Below are 17,517 nucleotides of genomic sequence, written 5' to 3'. Positions count from 1 at the left end.
GACAGCCACAGCGGCCACCAACCTGCACCGCCCCGCCGCACACCCCCTTCTCACGCCCCCCGCACGGCCTTCCTGACACCCCGCGGCGGCGCCACCCGCGCGCCACGGGCCCGCAGTGCACAACCAGGGCGGTGTTACGCGGACGCCGCACCACACAGGCAGCCACGTCGCCGCGCAACCCGGTCGCTACAAGGCACGCTTGCGACGGCGAGGCGGAGTCTGCGCGGATCCCCTCCCTACGGGCCCCGCGACGCTCGCCGGACGGGCGGCGGCAAGCCCGGCCCGGCCGGGCGACCGCATCGCCGCGCCACAAGGCCGTACACGGACGGTCGGGCGCCGAGTCGCACGGGAAGCCCGCCACACGAGCCGTCGCCGCGCAGAGGACCCCTCACGGGCGGGTTGGCGCGTGTCGCCGGATCGCCACCCCGCGGACAGGCGCGTAGCCGGGTGGGCGGGAGCGGCGCTTACGGGTGTTCGCCCCACGCGGGGAGGCGCGTGGTCGAGCGCGGCCGTCGCTGGGCGGACGGGGCGGTGCCGGCATCGCGGAGTCACGCGGGATCAAGCTACCGGGCGGCGCGTCAGCGGTGAGGCCCGCGGGATCGAGGTGCCGGGGGGCGCGCGTCAGCGGCGAGGTGGAGGCGTACCGGAGAGGTCAGGAGAGGGCGTTGCGGTGTTGGCGGACCAGCTGTTCGCGGACTTGGCGGCTGTGGCGGCGGCTCACCTGGAGGGTTTCGGTGCCGACGGTGAGGCTGACGCGCCCGCCCTCGAACCGGAGCTCGCTGACGTGCCGCGCCGACACGAGCGTGCTGCGGTGGATGCGCAGGAACCCCGCCTCCGACCAGCGGCGTTCCAGCGCGGCCAGCGACATGCGGACGAGGTAGCTGCCGTCGACGGTGTGCAGGCGCACGTAGTCGCCCTTGGCCTCGGCGAACCAGACGGCCTGCTGCGGCACGAACCGCGTGCGCCCGCCCAGCTCGACCGGGATCACGTCGTCCTGGCCCGGCTCGGGGGCGGGGCAGGCGGCGGCCTCCAGCCGGCGTACGGCCTCCGACAGCCGTTCGGCCCTGACGGGCTTGAGGAGGTAGTCGACCGCCTCCAGCTCGAACGCCTGCACCGCGCACTCCTCGTGCGCCGTGACGAACACCAGCCGGGGCGGGCAGGGGAAGCCGCCCACCAGGCGGGCGAGGTCGAGACCGTCGAGCCCGGGCATGCGGATGTCGAGGAACACCCCGTCGAGCCGCTCGCCGCAGCCGATCATCTGGACCATGTCCTGCAGGGCCGTGACGCCGTCGGCCGCGGTCGTGACGTGCGCGATCCGCTCGTCCTGACGCAACAGGTAGGCGAGCTCCTCCAGAGCAGGAACTTCGTCGTCCACGGCCAGAACTCTCAGCATGTCCACGCTGCCGTATGAAAGCAAAGCCCGGCTGGGACATGCAAGCGTAGCGTAATCATTCAGCCACGTTCAGCTGAATCGCCTCTTGGGTACGCGCAGCCGCACCTTGGTCCCCTCCCCCAGCGCCGTCTCCACGACGAGCCCGTAGGCGTCGCCGTAGATCTGGCGCATGCGCAGGTCCACGTTGGCCAGCCCGATGCCGCTGCCCTCGCGTGAGGGGTCGTCGTCGAGCATGCGGCGCGCGCACTCGGGGTCCATACCGGCACCGTCGTCCTCCACCGAGATGTGCGCCTCGGGGCCGGCGTCGCGGACCACGACCCGCACCTCGCCGCCGCCGCCCCGGCCGCGCATGCCGTGTTTGATGGCGTTCTCGACCAGCGGCTGCAGGCAGAGGAACGGCACCGGCACGGGCAGCACCTCGGGCGCCACCTGCATGCTGAAGCGCAGCTTGTCGCCGAAGCGGGCGCGTTCCAGGAGGAGGTAGCGGTCGACGCAGGTGAGCTCGTCGGCCAGCGTGGTGAAGTCGTGCGCCCGGCGCAGCGCGTACCGGGAGAAGTCGGCGAAGTCGAGCAGCAGCTCGCGGGCGCGTTTGGGGTTCGTACGGACGAACGAGGCGATCGTGGTGAGCGCGTTGTAGACGAAGTGCGGCGAGATCTGGGCGCGCAGGGCGCGTATCTCGGCCTCCACCGCGCGCCGCCGCAGGGCGTCGAGCTCGGCCAGCTCCAGCTGACCGGACACCCAGCGGCCGAGCTCCACGACGGCCCGCACGAGCGCGGCGCTCACCGCGTCGTGGTAGGCGGCCAGTGTGCCGACCACCGCGCCGTCCACGGTCAGCGGCACCACGACCGCCCCGTGCGGCTCGCCGGGGAACACCTGGGCGCTCCCGGCGGCCACGGTGACCCTGGCGTAGGCGAGGACGTCGTCCGTGCAGGGGCCGTCCCAGGCCAGCGCGGCCTCCGCCGAGGTGATCGCCACGCCCCGGGTGCCGAGTAAGGCGCGCAGATGGTGCACGGCCCCGCGGGCGGAGTCGCGGTCGAGCCCGGCGCGCAGGGCGGGGGCGGCCAGCGCGGCGGCGTGCAAGGTCATATAGGTGGCGGACGTCGCGTCGTCGCCCCCGCCACGCTCCCCGGAGCGAGCGGGACGGCGCCACGGGGCCCGGGCGGCCACGTAACCGAGCAGGAAGGCAAGGGGGGACAGCGCCACCCATGCGGTGGTCAGCATGCGGGCAACCGTAGCCAAGAACGCTGCGTGCCCGGGGGAAAACGTACGGTTGCGATCAGGCCGGGCCGTCGCCCGGTTCTTCCTGGTAGGAGTAGCGCTGCTCGTGCCAGGGGTCGCCGATGTTGTGGTAGCCGCGTTCCTCCCAGAAGCCCCGCCGGTCTTCCAGCAGGTATTCGATGCCACGCACCCATTTGACGCTCTTCCAGGCGTACAGGTGGGGCACCACGATCCGCAGGGGGAAGCCGCGGTCGGGGTTGAGCGGCTTCTCGTCGAGCTCCAGGGCGAACAGCGTGCCGGGGGCGGTGAAGTCGGACATGCGCAGGTTGGCGCTGTAGCCGTACTCGGCCCAGATCATCACGTGCCGCACGCCGGGGTCGGGCGGGGCGGCGGCCATGATCGTGGCCGGGGAGACGCCGCCCCACTCGTTGGCCATGAGGGAGAACTTCGTGACGCAGTGGAAGTCGGCGATGCGCGTGACGCGCGGCAGGGCGGCGAACTCGTCCCAGGTGAAGCGGTGCTCCTCTCCCGAGGCGGTGGCCCCGAAGACGCGGAAATCCCAGCTGTCGGGCTTGAACGCCGGCACCCTGCCGTAGTGGATCACGGGCCGGCCGCGTGGGACGTACTGGCCTGGAGGCAGGCGCGACTCCTCCACGATCACTCTCCTCACCGGTCTCGCATCTTGAGCCATCCTGCCACCGGACCTCGCGTGGTTCGCGAGCGGGTTGGGTGCGCTACGATGAACGCACTATGCGCACCGCGTTCATTTTTTGGTATGGCGACGGACCCGAGTCCGTTCGCCACCTGACGCTGCGCTAGCAGACAAGGCGAACGAAAGGCCCCGGGTCCTCCAGGACCCGGGGCCTTTCGCGTTCCCTGGAGACTTTCCGACGAGGAAGAGAGCAGCAGATGGTGATCGTGATGGGGCCCGAGGCCACCGCGGAGGATCTGGCGTCGATCGTGGACGTCGTCCAGGCGGCGGGTGTCGAGGCGTTCGTGAGCAAGGGCGTGCGCCGTACGATCGTCGGCCTGGTCGGCGACGTGACGCAGCTCGACCCGGCCGCCCTGCGCGGTATGGGCGGGGTGCGCGACGTGATGCGGGTGTCGACGCCGTACAAGCTGGTCAGCAGGGAGAACCATCCGGAACGCTCCACCGTCCACGTGGGAGGCGTGCCGATCGGCCCCGACACCGTGACGCTGATCGCGGGGCCGTGCGCGGTGGAGACCCACCAGCAGACGCTGGAGGCGGCCAGGATGGCGCAGGCCGCCGGTGCGGTGCTGCTGCGCGGCGGGGCGTTCAAGCCCCGCACGTCGCCGTACGCGTTCCAGGGGCTGGGCGAGAAGGGCCTGCGCATCCTCGCGGACGTGCGTGAGGAGACGGGCCTGCCGATCGTGACGGAGATCGTGGACGCCCAGGACGTCGAGCTGGTGGCGTCGTACGCCGACATGCTGCAGGTCGGCACTCGCAACATGCAGAACTTCGCGCTGCTGCAGGCGGTCGGCGCGGCGGGCCGCCCGGTGATGCTCAAGCGCGGCATGAACGCCACGATCGAGGAGTGGCTCATGGCCGCCGAGTACATCGCCCAGCGCGGCAACCTCGACATCGTGTTGTGCGAGCGTGGCATCAGGACGTTCGAGACGGCCACCCGCAACACGCTCGACGTCTCGGCGGTGCCGGTGGCCCAGCGGCTGTCGCACCTGCCGGTGATCGTCGACCCGTCGCACTCGGGCGGCCGGCGCGAGCTGGTGCTGCCGCTGACCCGCGCGGCCGTCGCGGTGGGCGCCGACGGTGTGATCATCGACGTGCACCCGCACCCTGAGCAGGCGCTCTGCGACGGCCCGCAGGCCCTGGTCGGCGCCGACCTGGGCGAGCTGGCCCAGGTGATGAACGACTTCCCGGCGCTGCTCGGCAAGACCGCCGCCGCGGCCCTCACCGTGTGACGGCTACAGCGTGTACTCCTGGATCGAGTCGGCGAGCTGGACGCAGAGCTCCTCCGCGTCGAGCCGCCGCTCGATCTGCTTCAGGTCTTCGATCTTGGCCCGGGTCTCGGCGCGCTTGGGCGCCAGCAGGGAGCAGCAGTCTTCGTCGGGCAGCTCCGAGATCGCGAGCGTGTCGATGCGCCGGGCCTCGGCCATGATCTCGGTCTTGTCCCAGCCGACCAGCGGACGCAGGATCGGCAGCTCGACGGCGTTGTCCTGGGCGGTGATGTTGGCCAGGGTCTGGGAGGAGACCTGACCGAGCGCGTCGCCGGTGACCAGCGCGGCGGCGTGGATGCGGTGGGCGACCTCCTCGGCCGTCTTGAGCATGAGCCGCCGCTGCGCGATCACGGCCAGGCGGTCCTGGCCGGAGTTGCGGATCGACTGCTGGGCCTTGCCGAACGGCACCACCCACAGCCGTGACCGGCCCTGGAACCGGTCGAGCTTCCTGACCAGCGCGTACGCCTTGTAGATCGACTCGGACGTGGTGAACGGGATGCCCGAGAAGTGCAGGAAGTCGACGTGGAGGCCGCGCCGCATCATCCGGTAGGCGGCCACCGGCGAGTCGATACCGCCCGACATGAGCACGAGCGCCCGGCCGCTGCTGCCGACGGGCAGGCCGCCCTGGCCGGGGATGCCGCCGGTGAAGACGAACACCTCGTCGCGGTCGACCTCGATGGACACCGTCAGCTCGGGCTTGGACAGGTCGACGGGCAGGCCGTACTCGTCGTTGATGGCGCCGCCGACGAAGCGGTCGAGCTCGTTGGAGGTCATCGGGAAGCGCTTGTCGCGGCGGCGGGACCGCACGGCGAAGCGGGCGCCCCGCTTGACCTCCTCGCTCTCGCCGACCAGCTCGACGGCGGCCTTCAGCACGCTGTCGGGGTCTTTGGCGACGCGCCAGGCGCGGTGGATCCAGACCAGGCCGGGCACGTCGGCGACGCGTCGCGCGACGGCGTCGGCCTGCTCGGCGGTGGCGCCCTGCGGCAGGAAGATCGCGATCACGCCGTGCCGCTTGCGCACGTCGACCTTGATGTCAACGCTCTGGAGCGCCTCGCGGATGTTGCTGATCAGGCGGCGTTCGAACAGCTCGCGGTTCTTGCCCTTGAGGACGATCTCGCCCAGCTTGAGCAGAACGCATGGCTCGCCCAGGGCGGTCATCGTCATGGTGGAACCTCCGGAAGACGGGGAGAAGCGCGCCTAGATGGCAACGTCGCGACGCATCGAGTTTAGTCCGCCCCCCGCACCTGCTCGATCGCATGTCGAAGGCGTGAACGACCTTCATGTTTTCGGACAGTCCAGTTGACAGATAGTTGCGTTATCCATGCGAAAGGGACATCTCGGATGCCAGAATCCTCGGACCCCTAAGGCAAGGAACCGATCGATGACCTCTGCTGTGAATCACTTCACCTACGGACTGCTCACGCCCGTGCTGGCGTACGTGATGTCCTGCATCGGGTCGATGCTCGGGCTGCGCCTCACCGCGCAGGCCCACGCCTCGCGCGGCGGCGCGCGGGTGCGCTGGCTGCTCGGCGCCGCCGTCTCCATCGGCGGCACCGGCATCTGGGTCATGCACTTCATCGCGATGATGGGTTTCCAGGTGAACGGCACCCAGATCAAGTACGACGTCTGGCTCACCGCGGCCTCCGCGGTCGTGGCCATCGTGGTCGTCGGCACCGGTCTGCTGCTGGTCTCGTACGGCCAGGGCCGCCTGCCGTCGCTGCTCGGCGGGGGCCTGCTCACCGGCCTCGGCGTGGCCTCGATGCACTACCTGGGCATGTACGCGATGAACATGTCGGCCCACGTCTCCTACGACCGGCTGCTGGTGGGCGCCTCGGTGGGCATCGCCGTGGTGGCCGCCACGGTGGCGCTGTGGTTCACCCTCCGCGTCAAGAAGACCCTCTGGATCACCGCCGCCTCCCTCGTCATGGGCGCGGCCGTGGCCGGGATGCACTACACCGGCATGTACGCCATGCAGGTCGCCGTGCACCCCGAGCCCGGCGAGGTCGGCGGGGCGGACGCGCTGGACTTCCTCGTCCCGCTCATGACCGTGATCAGCCTGATCACGCTGACCATGCTGCTCATGGTGATCCTGTCGCCGTCGGAGGAGGAGGAGCGGGAGGACGCCGAGCTCGTGGCCAAGCTGCAGTTGCGCCGGCGCGCCACCCAGCACCAGCAGGAGCTGCTCTACAACGGCACCGCCCCGCGCCCCGCGCAGCAGGCGCCGAGGCGGAGGTAGCCTCCCCCGGGCACGGCTCGCGACGCGTGTGGTGGGCCGCCGACTCGCTGCGGCGCGGGCCGTACCCTGAGGGGATGCAGCGGAGGAACCGCTGCGCCCGAGGGTACGGCCGGCCGCTTGCAAACCGCTTTCAGCCGAAGAACACCTCGGCTTCCTCGTAGCGCGAGACCGGCACGGTCTTCAGCTCGGCGGTGGCCTCGTCGAGCCCGACGCGGACGATGTCGGTGCCGCGCAGCGCGACCATGATGCCGTAGTCGCCCTCGTGCGCCGCGTCGATCGCCTGCAGCCCGAACCGGGTGGCCAGCACGCGGTCGTAGGCCGTCGGGGTGCCGCCGCGCTGGATGTGGCCGAGCACCGTGGTGCGGGCCTCCTTGCCGGTGCGCTTCTCGATCTCCTTGGCCAGCGCCTCGCCGATGCCGCCGAGCCGTACGTGGCCGAACGCGTCGAGCGTGCCGGCCTGCAGCTCCATCTGGCCCTCGATCGGATGGGCGCCCTCGGCGACCACGATGATCGGCGAGTAACGGGTGCGGAAGCGCGACTCGACGTACTCGCAGACCCGGTCGATGTCGAACGGCTTCTCCGGGATGAGGATGACGTTGGCGCCGCCCGCCATGCCCGCGTGCAGGGCGATCCAGCCGGCGTGGCGGCCCATGACCTCGCAGATGAGCGCCCGGTGGTGGGACTCGGCCGTGGTGTGCAGCCGGTCGATGGCCTCCGTCGCGATGTTGACGGCGGTGTCGAAGCCGAAGGTGTAGTCGGTGCCCGACAGGTCGTTGTCGATGGTCTTGGGCACGCCCACGACGTTGACGTCGCGTTCGTAGAGCTGCCGGGCGACGCCGAGGGTGTCCTCGCCGCCGATGGCGATCAGCGCGTCCACTCCGGCGGCTGACAGGTTCTCCTTGATCCGGTCGACGCCGCCCTCCATCTTGATGGGGTTGGTGCGGGAGGAGCCGAGGATCGTGCCGCCACGCGGCAGGATGCCCCGCACGGCCTGGATGTCGAGCGGCATCGTGTCGCCTTCGAGGGGGCCGCGCCAGCCGTCACGGAAACCCACGAACTCGTGGCCGTGGACGCTCACCCCCTTACGCACCACTGCCCTGATGACGGCGTTGAGCCCGGGGCAGTCGCCGCCTCCGGTGAGCACTCCAATACGCATGGCGGGTTCCTCCCGATGAGGGTCACGAACCAGTGCTGATGACAGACTCGCATTGTGCCCTCCATCACAGCCAGTGGTCTAGACCAAACGCCAGGGCACACCGGCCGAACCTCGAACGGGAGGAAATATCGATGAGCGTGCTGGCCATCGACGCCGGGACGACGGGGGTCACAGCAGTCGTCGTCACCGATAACGGACATATCGAAACCAAGGGATACGAGGAGTTCGCTCAGCACTTCCCCCGGCCCGGCTGGGTCGAGCACAATCCCGAGGACATCTGGCAGGCGACGCTGGCGGCCTGCGCCGCCGCGCTGAGCGGCGCCGCGGCGTCGCCGGCCTGCGTCGGCATCACCAACCAGCGCGAGACCGCGGTGCTGTGGGACCGCCGGACGCTGGCCGCGCCGCGCCGGGCCGTCGTCTGGCAGGACCGCCGCACGGCCGAGCAATGCCTACGGCTGCGCGAGGCGGGCCACGAACCGCGCATATCGGAGCTGACCGGGCTGCGGCTCGACCCGTACTTCACGGCGACCAAACTCAGCTGGCTGGCCGAGAACGACCCCGGGCTGTGGGAAGGGGTCGAGTCCGGAAATGTGGCGATAGGGACGGTGGATTCGTACCTGATCGCCCGGATGACGGCGGGCGCGCGGCACGTGACCGACCCGTCCAACGCCTCCCGGACGCTGCTGTACGGCCTGGAGTCCGGCGCCTGGGAGCCGGAGCTGTGCGAGCTGTTCGGCGTGCCGGAGTCGGCCCTGCCGGAGATCGTGCCCAACTACGGCCCGCTGGGGAGTACGGATCCGGGGGCCTTCCTGGGGCTCGACCTGCCGATCAGCGGGGTGGCCGGCGACCAGCAGGCGGCGCTGTTCGGGCAGACCTGCTTCGACGTGGGTGACGTGAAGTGCACCTACGGCACGGGCTCGTTCGTCCTGACCAACCTGGGCGGCGAGATCGCGCGCTCGGAGTCGGGGCTGCTGACCACGGTGGCCTGGCAGACGCCGTCCGGCGAGCGCACGTTCGCCCTGGAGGGGTCGATCTTCGTGACCGGGGCGGCCGTGCAGTGGCTGTGCGACGGGCTCGGGGTGCTCGGCACCGCGGCGGAGTCGGAGGCGCTGGCCCGCACGGTGCCCGACACCGGCGGCGTGGTGTTCGTACCGGCGCTGACCGGGCTGGGCGCCCCGCACTGGGAGCCGGACGCGCGCGGCCTGATCACCGGCATCACGCGCGGCACGACGCGGGCGCACCTGGTCAGGGCCACCCTGGAGGCGATCGCGTACGAGGTGCGCGACGTGGTGGAGGCGATGACCGCGGGCTCGGCGCCGGTGCTCAAGGCCGACGGCGGGGCCAGCGTCAACAACCTGCTCATGCAGCTGCAGGCCGACCAGCTCGGCACACCGGTGGAGCGGCCGGCGATCCAGGAGACGACCGCGCTGGGGGCGGCGTTCCTGGCGGGGCTGGGCGCCGGCGTGTGGGGGTCGAAGGCCGAGCTGCGCCAGACCTGGCACCTCGACCGGCGCTTCGAGCCCGAGCAGGCCGACGACGCCGGATACAAGCGGTGGCGGGCGGCGGTGGGACTGACCACGGCCGCCGCCCGGCCGCTCAGCTGATCAGCACGCAGGCGGGGCTGTCGACGTCGTACGCCTCCCCGGTCGGCTCGGGGAGGCCGCCGCGCAGCGCGAAGACGGTCACCTGGTCGGAGTGCTGGTTGGCCACGTACATGCGGTCGCCGTCGATGGCGAAGTGGCGCGGCCAGTCGCCGCCCGAGGGCACCTCGCCCACCGGCGACAGGTCGGCGGCGCGCAGCACCGAGATGGTGTTGGGGCCGCGGTTGGCGACATAGACGAGGTCGCCCTCCAGCTGCAGGTGCGAGGGGGCGTTCTCGCCCGGGCGGCGGCTGGCGTGGACGACCGTGCGGCGCTCGCCGTCGATGAGGGTGACCGAGCCGTCGAGCTCGCCCGCGACGTACAGGCGGGAGCCGGAGAAGGCGAAGTGGCGCGGGCCGGTGCCCGGCGACAGCCTGATCGGCTCCACCGGGGTGCCGTCGTAGCGGTAGCGGCGGATCTCGTCGGTGCCGAGGTCGGAGACGTGCAGCAGGCCGTCGTGGAAGACGGCCTGGTGGGCGTGGGGGCCCTCCTGGCGCTCGGCGTTCGGGCCGGAGCCCTCGTGACGCAGCACGATCGGATCGCCCGCGAACGCGCCGCGCTCGTCGAGCCGGTAGAGGGTGGCCGTGCCGTCGCCGTAGTTGGCCACCGCCAGCAGCGCTCCCTCGGGGTCCACGGCGACGTGACAAGGGCTGTCGCCCTCGCTCGGCCGCTCGTCCAGAGGCGCGGGACTCCGCTCCACCTCGTAGGCGGTGAGCCAGCCGCGTTCGAGCTCCCCCACGGCGTACAGCACCCGCTGGGTGGGATGGACGGCCAGGAACGACGGTGAGGCGACTCTGGTGAGGCCGCCGCCGATCATGACGATGCCCGGGCCGTAGCCGCCGATGAACACGCTCTTCACAGCGGGGATCCTCCTATGGTTGACTGAAGCAATGAATTCGTTGACAGAGTCAAATGTCTCTGAGGTCAGGGCCTTCAACCGGTTCTATACGAAAGTGATCGGCGCGCTCCAGACGGGGATGCTCGACTCCCCGTACTCACTGACCGAGGTGAGGGTGCTCTTCGAGCTGGCCCGGACCGGCTCGATGGAGACCGGCGAGCTGCGCGGGCTGCTCGGCCTGGACGCGGGCTACCTCAGCCGCATCCTCACCCGCTTCGAGGGCGACGGGCTGGTCGCCCGGGAGCGGTCGGCTGCCGACGCGCGCCGGCAGCTCGTCAAGCTCACCCCGGCGGGTGCCGAGGTCTTCGCCGGGCTGGACCGGCGCCAGAGCGAGGAGATCGACCGGCTGCTGGCCGGGCTGCCCGGGCCCGACCAGGAGCGGCTGGTCTCCAGCATGGCGGCGATCAGGCGGCTGCTCGGCGCGGAGGAGAAGCAGGAGGCGGTGGTGATCAGGCCGTCGCGTCCTGGCGATCTCGGCTGGGTGGTCTTCCGCCACGGCGAGCTCTACAGCTCCGAGTACGGCTGGGGTATCGACTTCGAGCAGCTCGTCGCCCGCATCGTCGGCGAGCTGGACCTCTCGCGCGACGCCGGCTGGATCGCCGAGGTCGACGGCGAACGCGCCGGCTGCGTGTTCTGCGTGCGGCAGGACGACACGACGGCCAAGCTGCGGATGCTGCTGGTCGAGCCGTCCGCCCGCGGCCATGGCATCGGGCGGCGGCTCGTCGACGAGTGCCTGCGCCACGCCCGCGCCATGGGCTGCAAGCGCATCACCCTGTGGACACGCGACAGCCTGGTGAGCGCGCGGCGCATCTACCAGGCGGCCGGGTTCACGCTGGAGTCGGAGGAGAAGGGCGTCGAGAACGGCGTCGAGGTCACCGACCAGGTGTGGTCGCGCGACCTTTCGGCCACCAGTTGAGCGGACCCGCCAGGCGCATGAGGCTCGGCACCAGCACCGCCCTGATCACCGTGGCGTCCACCAGCACGGCCACCGCCATGCCGACGCCCAGCATCTGCACGAACATCACCTCCGCCGTGGCGTACGCGGCGAACGTGAGCGCCAGGATGCCGCCCGCAGCGGTGATCAGCGGCGCGCCGCGCTGCAGCCCGGCGGCGACCGCCCGCTCGGTGTCGCCGGTCCTGTCGTACTCCTCCTTGATGCGGGAGAGCAGGAAGACCTCGTAGTCCATGGACAGTCCGTAGGCGACGCAGAGCATGAGGATCGGGATGCTGGGGTCGAGCGTGCCCGTCGCGGTGAAACCGAGCAGGCCCGACAGGTTGCCGTCCTGGAAGACCCAGACGAGGACGCCGGACATGACGGCGAGGCTGAGGACGTTCAGCAGGGTCGCCTTGAGCGGGATGAGCACGCTCCTCGTCATGACGTACAGCACCGCGAACGTGATGACGAGCATGAGCCCGATCACCAGCGGGAGCCGGTCGACCACGGAGGCGCGGTAGTCGGCCAGCTCGGCCGGGTAGCCGCCGACCAGCACCGGGAACGGCGGCTCGACCGCGCGTACGGCCCCGACCAGGCGGACGGGGTCGTCGGCGAGGGCGGCGGCGGAGGGCACCACGGACAACCACGTGCCGTCGCCCCGGAACCTCGCGGGGTCGCCGCCGCCCATGCGCGCGCCGCCGGCGAACGAGCCCTCCGCCGTGTCCACCTGGGCGACGCCGGGCAGCCTCGACAGGGCAGTGGCGTACGAGGTGACGTCGGCGGTCACGGCGTCCCGCGAGACGAGCTGGATGGCGTCGGTCTCCTCGGCGGGGAACGTCTGCCGGATCACCTCCTGGGTCTGCCGCGACGACGCCTGCGGCGGCAGGACGCGGTCGTCGGCCACGCCGAAGCGCAGGCCGAGGAACGGCGAGGCGAGCACCAGCAGCAGCGCCGTGGCCACGCCCCCGGACACCAGCGGCCGGCGCATCACCCGGGTGGCCAGGCCGTGCCAGAGGCCGTTCTCGCGCTCGGGCCGCTCGCGCCCGGGCAGCATCGTGCCGCCGATCGAGGCGAGCACGGCGGGCAGCACGAGGACCGCCGCGACCAGGCCGCCGATGACCACGGCGACGCCCGCGTACGCGAAGGAGCGCAGGAAGTCGAAGGGCAGCACGAACAGCACCGCGAGTGAGGCCGCCACGGTGAGCCCGCTGAACAGCACGGTCCTGCCCGCGTGCTCGACGGCACCGGCGACCGCCGCCGCCCGGTCGGCGCCGCGCCGGACCTCCTCGCGGAAGCGATGGACGACGAACAGGCAGTAGTCGATGCCGAGACCGAGGCCCATGGCCAGGGTCAGGTTGAGGGCGAAGGTCGAGATCTCGGCGAACGCCAGCACGCCGGCCAGCAGCGCCAGGCCGATCACCATGGCGTACACGCCGGCCAGGATCGGCACCAGCGCGGCCATGACGCGCCGCTGGTAGAGCCAGAGCAGCACGAACGCCAGCGGGAAGATGATCAGCTCGGCGCGGACGAAGTCCTGCCGCGACAGGGGCACGGTCTCGCGGAAGACCTCCTCCCCTCCCCCGGCCCGCACCTGGAGCAGCTCGGTGCCCTCGGTGATCTCGGGGACGAGCCGGGGCAGGACGCCGGCGCGCACGTGGTCGGCGTCTCCGGGGACGCGGACGAGGATGAGCGCGTGCCGGCCGTCCTCGCTGCGCAGGGTGACGGGCCGGCCGCGGGTCCAGTAGGAGGCGGCCTCGGCGACGCCGTCCGCGCGGGCGACGCGGGCGGTCAGCTCGCGGCCCGCCGCCTCGATCGCGGGATCGTCGACAGTGCCGGTCCTGGCGGTCACCAGGAAGATCATGTCGGGGCTGCCGGTGCCGAAGCGGGCCTGCAGCTCGGCCTGCGCGCGGTCCGACTCCGAGCCCGGGGCCTCGAACCTGGCCAGGGACAGCCGCGGCACCGCCCCGGCCGCTGACACGCCGGCGGCGACCAGCAGGGCCAGGGCCAAGGACAGGACGAGCCTGCGGTGGCGGACGAGGAGGAACCCGAGCCGGCGCAGGGGCGGGCCGGCGGTCGCCGGGCCGGGCGGCCGGGTGCGGGTGTTCACCGCCATCGCGCCGCCACCGTCCTGGTCATCACGCTCTTCATGGGGGAACTCCCGAAAAATCGGTAAACTACTCGTGTTTGTAGGCCTTCAGAAATACAAGTTAAAGCTCGCATTTGTCAACGAGGGACGCATGACTGAACGCACGGTCCGCCGGCAGGCGCGCGGCCTGAAGCGCATGGCCGAGATCCTCGACGCCGCCGAAGCGGTGATCGCCGAGCTCGGCTATCCGGACATGACGACCAACCAGGTCGCCGCGCGGGCGGGGGTGTCGCCGGGGACGCTGTACCAGTTCTTCCGGAACAAGGAGGAGATCCTGGACGGGCTGGTGGCCCGCTACACCGTCGACCGGGCCGAGTACTGGTCCGCGCGGCTGGCCGCCGTCACCCCCGGCATCCCGCTGGAGGCGCTGGTCGGACAGCTGGTGGACGAGAGCGTGCGGTTCAAGAGCGAGTCGCCGGCGTACTGGTCGCTGCTGTACGGCACGGCGACGGGCGACCGGTTCGCCGCGGCGTCGCAGCGGCTGCACGACGACGTCGCGCTGCGGATCGCGGACATGCTGCGGCGCCGCTCCCCCGGGCTGCCCGAGGAACGCGCCCGGCTCATGGGGACCATGGCGCTGGCCATGGTGAAGGCGGTGATGCCGATGGTCACCTCGTCACCGCCGCAACGCTCGGCCGAGCTGGTGGCCGAGCTGAAGCACCTGCTGGTGCGCTACCTCGGCTGAGACCCGCGCGGACCGGGCCCGGAACCTCGCCGTCAGGCGCGGAACGGTCCTGAGACCTCGAAGGTCAGGCCCTCGGTCCGGCCGCTCCTGAGCGAGAAGTAGAGACGGTCGCCGCGCGGCGAGAACGCCAGGCCCGTCAGCTCGGCCCCGTCGTGACCCTCCAGCCGCAGGAACTGGGTCACCGCGCGGTCCGGGGCGATGAGGTCGATCCGGGTGCCGGTGCCGGCCGCGTACAGGTCGCCCGAGGGGGCGGCGGTGATGGCGCGCACGCCCCCGCCGAGCCGCTCCAGCGTGCCCGCCTCGGCGTCGTACGCCCACAGGCCGCAGTCGCCCCTCGTGGTGAAGTGGCAGACGCCACCCGCGTAGTGGCAGCCGTTGCCGCGGTCGAAGTGGCGGGCGTCCTCGACCTGGTGGCGGGCCTCCTTCAGGAGCGCGGCCGGTGACGGCACCGGCCGCCAGCGGCCCGAGGAGCACAGCACCTCCAGCGTGCCCTCCGTCAGGTCGCCCCAGTCGCCGGGCCGGAACCGGTAGAAACAGCCGTCGGGCTCGTCCTCGGTCATGTAGATCACGCCCCGCTCGGGGTCGCAGGCGGCGGCCTCGTGCTTGAAGCGACCCATGGCCAGGCGGGGGCGGGCGGCACGGGCGCCGTACGGGTCGCATTCGAAGACGCGGCCGCGGTGGCCGAGCTCGCACGACAGCCAGGTGTTCCACGGCGTGGCCCCGCCGGCGCCGTTGAGGTCGGTGCCGGACAGGATGCGGTAGGCGTCGGCGATGCCGCCGTCGGCGCGAAAACGCACGGCCGAGGCGCCTCCGAGCAGGGGGAGCTCGGAGTTGGACACGTAGATCCAGCCGCTCCCGTCGGGGAAACAGGCGCCGCCGTCGGGGGCCGCGTGCCAGGTCAGACCGGCCAGCTTGGCGCCCGAACGGGCCACGACCCGGCCGGTGAAGTGCGGGGGCAGCGCGAGACCGCCCTCGCCCGGCAGGCCGATCGGGCCGTACGGGCTGACGCCGCCCGGCACGAGCGGGCCCGTGCGGAGGAGAGTCTTGTGGGACATCGTGGGCCTCCCTCTGGATGCCACGCTAGTCGACCGCACGGACATGAATGGCAGAGACTCGCGACACCAAACTCTGCGCAAACCCCACCCCGCCGCACCCGCTCACCCACGCAGGGTGCAGCCCGCGGATGCCCTGACCCGCCGAGCGCTCCCCCTTTCTTCGGACCTGCCGCATGGCGGCGCGGCATCGGGCGGCCCGTTCAGGCTCGGTGGGTCCGTCGGAGGCAGGCGAACCAGCGGCCGGACGCCTCGTCGCAGGTCGTCACCGTGAAGCCGGTGTCGTGGGCGAGACGCGACACGTCCGAGACCGACACGTCGGCCCAGCGGAACCAGGGGCCGGTGACCGTGCCGCGGCGCAGGCGCACCCGTTCGGCACGGGTGGGGGCGCCTGGAGGGGCGAGCTCGGCGATCACCTCGCCGCCCGGCCGGACGAGCTCGCGCATGCGGCGCAGGAGCGCGGGCGGGTCGCCGCCGATGCCGATGTTGCCGTCGGCCAGCAGCGCGGTCGTCCAGCGACCCGCCCCCGGTACGGGCCCGAAGACGTCCCGGCACAGGGCCATGCCGCCCGCGAGCCTGGTCAGCCGGACGGCGTGCGGGGTGACGTCGATGCCGAGCGCCACCACACCGCGCCGGGCGAGCGCGACCGTCAGCCGGCCGGGCCCCGAGCCGACGTCGAGGGTGGGGCCCGAGCAGCGCGACAGCATGACCTCGTCGCCGTCGATGGGTTCGAGCCAGCGCGTGGCGTGGAGCGGGCGGCGGCGACCGTCCTCGTACTCGATGTCGGTCTCGGCTCCGGTCAGGGAGTCGGCGTACAGCTCGCCGATCACCGGGTGGCCCCGGCGGCGAGGCGGGCGAGGGCGGCGGCGAAGCGGGTGCGCGGGGCGCGGGCGGCGACCTCGCGGGCGGAGGCGGCGTCGTCCACGTCGGTGAGCACGGGCAGCGTGGCGACGGACAGTCCGTCCAGGCGGCGCAACTGGGCCGCACCGGTGTCGGGCCGGGACATGGGGACGCCGAGCAGCCGGGCGGGGTCGGCGCGGCGCAGGCCGAGCAGCCAGAACCCGCCGTCGGCGGCCGGCCCGAAGACGGCGTCGCACCCGTCCAGCGCCGCCGCGGCCCGGGAGAGCAGCTCGGGGGTCACCTGCGGAGTGTCCATACCGACGAGGAGCACGGGGACGGGGCAGCGGGCGTACGCGTCGCCGAACGCCCCGGCCAGACGCTCATCCAGCCCGCCACCCCGCTGCCCGATCACCGTGAAGCCGGCACCGCCGCCGAAGCGGGGGTCGGCGTGGAAGCCGGGTACGTCGTCGACGGCGAGCACGCGGGCGGCGGCGGGGGTGGCGGCGACGGCGTCCAGGGTGTCGCGCAGCGCGCAGGCGGCCAGCTCGGCCGCCTCCTCCGGCGTGTACGGCGGCGTCAGCCGGGTCTTCACGAAACCGGGGCGCGGCCGCTTGGCGAGCACGACGATCTGCGTGTTGCTCATAGACCCGCACGCTAGATCGGCAAGGGCCGGTCACCTCTTACGTGCCGCTTACGGCATGCGCGGGCCCGAGCACACCAGCACGACGTTCCGGCAGATTCGCCTGCGGCAGGCGAAAGCCCGGGCGCTCGGCCCGGGCCTCCCGCGGCGCACCACCGGCACCGCCCTTCGGCGATGCCTGTGCTGGGCCTGTCAGTGCTGTGCCTGGAACATCCAGTGCTGCTTGTCGATGTCCTGGGCCACCGCGATCAGCAGGTCCTGGGTGACCGGGTCGGGCTCATCGACAGCGCGGATGCGCTCGTACATGCGCTTGCTGATGCCGTCGAGGATGTCGGTGACGGTCGCCACGACCTTGCCGTCCTCGATCCAGCCGCCGTCCGGCTGCGCCAGCTTGGTGGAACGGGCGACGGTGGCGGAGCGGCCGTCGGGGTTGACGCCGATGGCGACGGCGCGCTCCGCGATGGCGTCCATGTGCTGCCGGGCGAGGTCGGTCAGTTCGTCGAGTTGGAGATGGATCGGGCGGAAGTGGGAACCTATGAGGTTCCAGTGAGCCTGCTTGGCGACCAGAGACAGATCAATGAGGTCGACCAGCGTGCCCTGGAGTACTTCCGCGACGGTGTTCCTGGCATCACCCGAAAGCGGGCCGGTGATCGTAGCCATGAGTAGTTCCTCCCCGTCGGTCGGACTTTCCCTAGTGACAAC

General features: G+C 71.9%; 16 protein-coding genes. 5 read left to right on the top strand and 11 right to left on the bottom strand.

Annotation, left to right across the window (positions count from 1 at the left end; translation table 11 throughout):
- Positions 1 to 652 precede the first annotated feature (652 nt).
- From E1286_RS15185 to E1286_RS15175, 3 genes are all read right to left on the bottom strand, one after another.
- Positions 653 to 1,393, bottom strand: a complete 741-nt coding sequence (locus E1286_RS15185) for a LytR/AlgR family response regulator transcription factor (protein WP_132612910.1) — start codon at positions 1,391 to 1,393, stop codon at positions 653 to 655.
- 69 nt (positions 1,394 to 1,462) lie between these two features.
- The gene (locus E1286_RS15180; RefSeq protein WP_132612896.1) at positions 1,463 to 2,614 is read right to left on the bottom strand and encodes a sensor histidine kinase; all 1,152 of its coding nucleotides are present in this window, start codon (positions 2,612 to 2,614) and stop codon (positions 1,463 to 1,465) included.
- Between the two features lie 55 nt (positions 2,615 to 2,669).
- Entirely contained in the window at positions 2,670 to 3,281 is a 612-nt protein-coding gene (locus E1286_RS15175) for a sulfite oxidase-like oxidoreductase (RefSeq protein ID WP_246074876.1), read from the bottom strand.
- A gap of 239 nt (positions 3,282 to 3,520) precedes the next feature.
- Here E1286_RS15175 and aroF point away from each other — a divergent pair, with 239 nt between their 5' ends.
- Positions 3,521 to 4,552 carry a 3-deoxy-7-phosphoheptulonate synthase gene (aroF, locus tag E1286_RS15170; RefSeq protein WP_132612892.1) on the top strand — a complete coding sequence of 344 codons (1,032 nt, stop codon included), beginning with the start codon at positions 3,521 to 3,523 and terminating at the stop codon, positions 4,550 to 4,552.
- A 3-nt stretch (positions 4,553 to 4,555) separates the two neighbouring features.
- Here the strand turns inward: aroF and thiI are convergent, their stop codons facing one another.
- A complete protein-coding gene (gene thiI, locus E1286_RS15165; RefSeq protein WP_132612890.1) occupies positions 4,556 to 5,752 on the bottom strand; it encodes a tRNA uracil 4-sulfurtransferase ThiI in 1,197 nt (398 codons plus the stop codon).
- Between the two features lie 217 nt (positions 5,753 to 5,969).
- Here thiI and E1286_RS15160 point away from each other — a divergent pair, with 217 nt between their 5' ends.
- Entirely contained in the window at positions 5,970 to 6,824 is an 855-nt protein-coding gene (locus E1286_RS15160) for an MHYT domain-containing protein (protein WP_165969740.1), read from the top strand.
- Between the two features lie 130 nt (positions 6,825 to 6,954).
- On the opposite strand, the gene E1286_RS15155 is transcribed toward E1286_RS15160, so the two are convergent.
- On the bottom strand, positions 6,955 to 7,980 hold the full coding sequence (locus E1286_RS15155; RefSeq protein WP_132612888.1) for a 6-phosphofructokinase: 1,026 nt from the start codon (positions 7,978 to 7,980) through the stop codon (positions 6,955 to 6,957).
- Positions 7,981 to 8,111: 131 nt separating this feature from the next.
- Here E1286_RS15155 and E1286_RS15150 point away from each other — a divergent pair, with 131 nt between their 5' ends.
- A complete protein-coding gene (locus E1286_RS15150; RefSeq protein ID WP_132612886.1) occupies positions 8,112 to 9,584 on the top strand; it encodes an FGGY family carbohydrate kinase in 1,473 nt (490 codons plus the stop codon).
- Here E1286_RS15150 and E1286_RS15145 read toward each other — a convergent pair.
- Positions 9,577 to 10,479, bottom strand: coding sequence for a lactonase family protein (locus tag E1286_RS15145; protein ID WP_132612884.1), 903 nt, complete (start codon positions 10,477 to 10,479; stop codon positions 9,577 to 9,579). The two genes, E1286_RS15150 and E1286_RS15145, sit on opposite strands and share 8 nt — an antisense overlap.
- A gap of 94 nt (positions 10,480 to 10,573) precedes the next feature.
- Here E1286_RS15145 and E1286_RS15140 point away from each other — a divergent pair, with 94 nt between their 5' ends.
- Entirely contained in the window at positions 10,574 to 11,434 is an 861-nt protein-coding gene (locus E1286_RS15140) for a bifunctional helix-turn-helix transcriptional regulator/GNAT family N-acetyltransferase (RefSeq protein ID WP_246074875.1), read from the top strand.
- Here E1286_RS15140 and E1286_RS15135 read toward each other — a convergent pair.
- Positions 11,391 to 13,565 (bottom strand): MMPL family transporter, encoded by a 2,175-nt coding sequence (locus E1286_RS15135; RefSeq protein WP_132612882.1) that lies wholly within the window; start codon positions 13,563 to 13,565, stop codon positions 11,391 to 11,393. The two genes, E1286_RS15140 and E1286_RS15135, sit on opposite strands and share 44 nt — an antisense overlap.
- A gap of 124 nt (positions 13,566 to 13,689) precedes the next feature.
- Here E1286_RS15135 and E1286_RS15130 point away from each other — a divergent pair, with 124 nt between their 5' ends.
- Positions 13,690 to 14,283, top strand: a complete 594-nt coding sequence (locus tag E1286_RS15130) for a TetR/AcrR family transcriptional regulator (RefSeq protein WP_132612880.1) — start codon at positions 13,690 to 13,692, stop codon at positions 14,281 to 14,283.
- A 32-nt stretch (positions 14,284 to 14,315) separates the two neighbouring features.
- Here the strand turns inward: E1286_RS15130 and E1286_RS15125 are convergent, their stop codons facing one another.
- The 4 genes from E1286_RS15125 to E1286_RS15110 form a co-directional block, all read right to left on the bottom strand.
- Entirely contained in the window at positions 14,316 to 15,338 is a 1,023-nt protein-coding gene (locus tag E1286_RS15125; RefSeq protein WP_132612878.1) for an alkaline phosphatase PhoX, read from the bottom strand.
- Positions 15,339 to 15,538: 200 nt separating this feature from the next.
- Positions 15,539 to 16,165 (bottom strand): class I SAM-dependent methyltransferase, encoded by a 627-nt coding sequence (locus tag E1286_RS15120; protein ID WP_132612876.1) that lies wholly within the window; start codon positions 16,163 to 16,165, stop codon positions 15,539 to 15,541.
- Positions 16,162 to 16,818, bottom strand: coding sequence for a TIGR04282 family arsenosugar biosynthesis glycosyltransferase (locus E1286_RS15115; protein WP_132612874.1), 657 nt, complete (start codon positions 16,816 to 16,818; stop codon positions 16,162 to 16,164). The genes E1286_RS15120 and E1286_RS15115 overlap by 4 nt, the downstream gene beginning before the upstream one ends.
- Positions 16,819 to 17,007: 189 nt before the next feature.
- The gene (locus tag E1286_RS15110) at positions 17,008 to 17,475 is read right to left on the bottom strand and encodes a Dps family protein (RefSeq protein WP_132612872.1); all 468 of its coding nucleotides are present in this window, start codon (positions 17,473 to 17,475) and stop codon (positions 17,008 to 17,010) included.
- Positions 17,476 to 17,517 lie beyond the last annotated feature (42 nt).

This window comes from Nonomuraea terrae (genome assembly GCF_004348995.1).
GTDB classification, from domain to species: domain Bacteria; phylum Actinomycetota; class Actinomycetes; order Streptosporangiales; family Streptosporangiaceae; genus Nonomuraea; species Nonomuraea terrae.
Note: the sequence above shows the minus strand (reverse complement) of the source record. Positions and strands in the feature narration are given on the sequence as shown.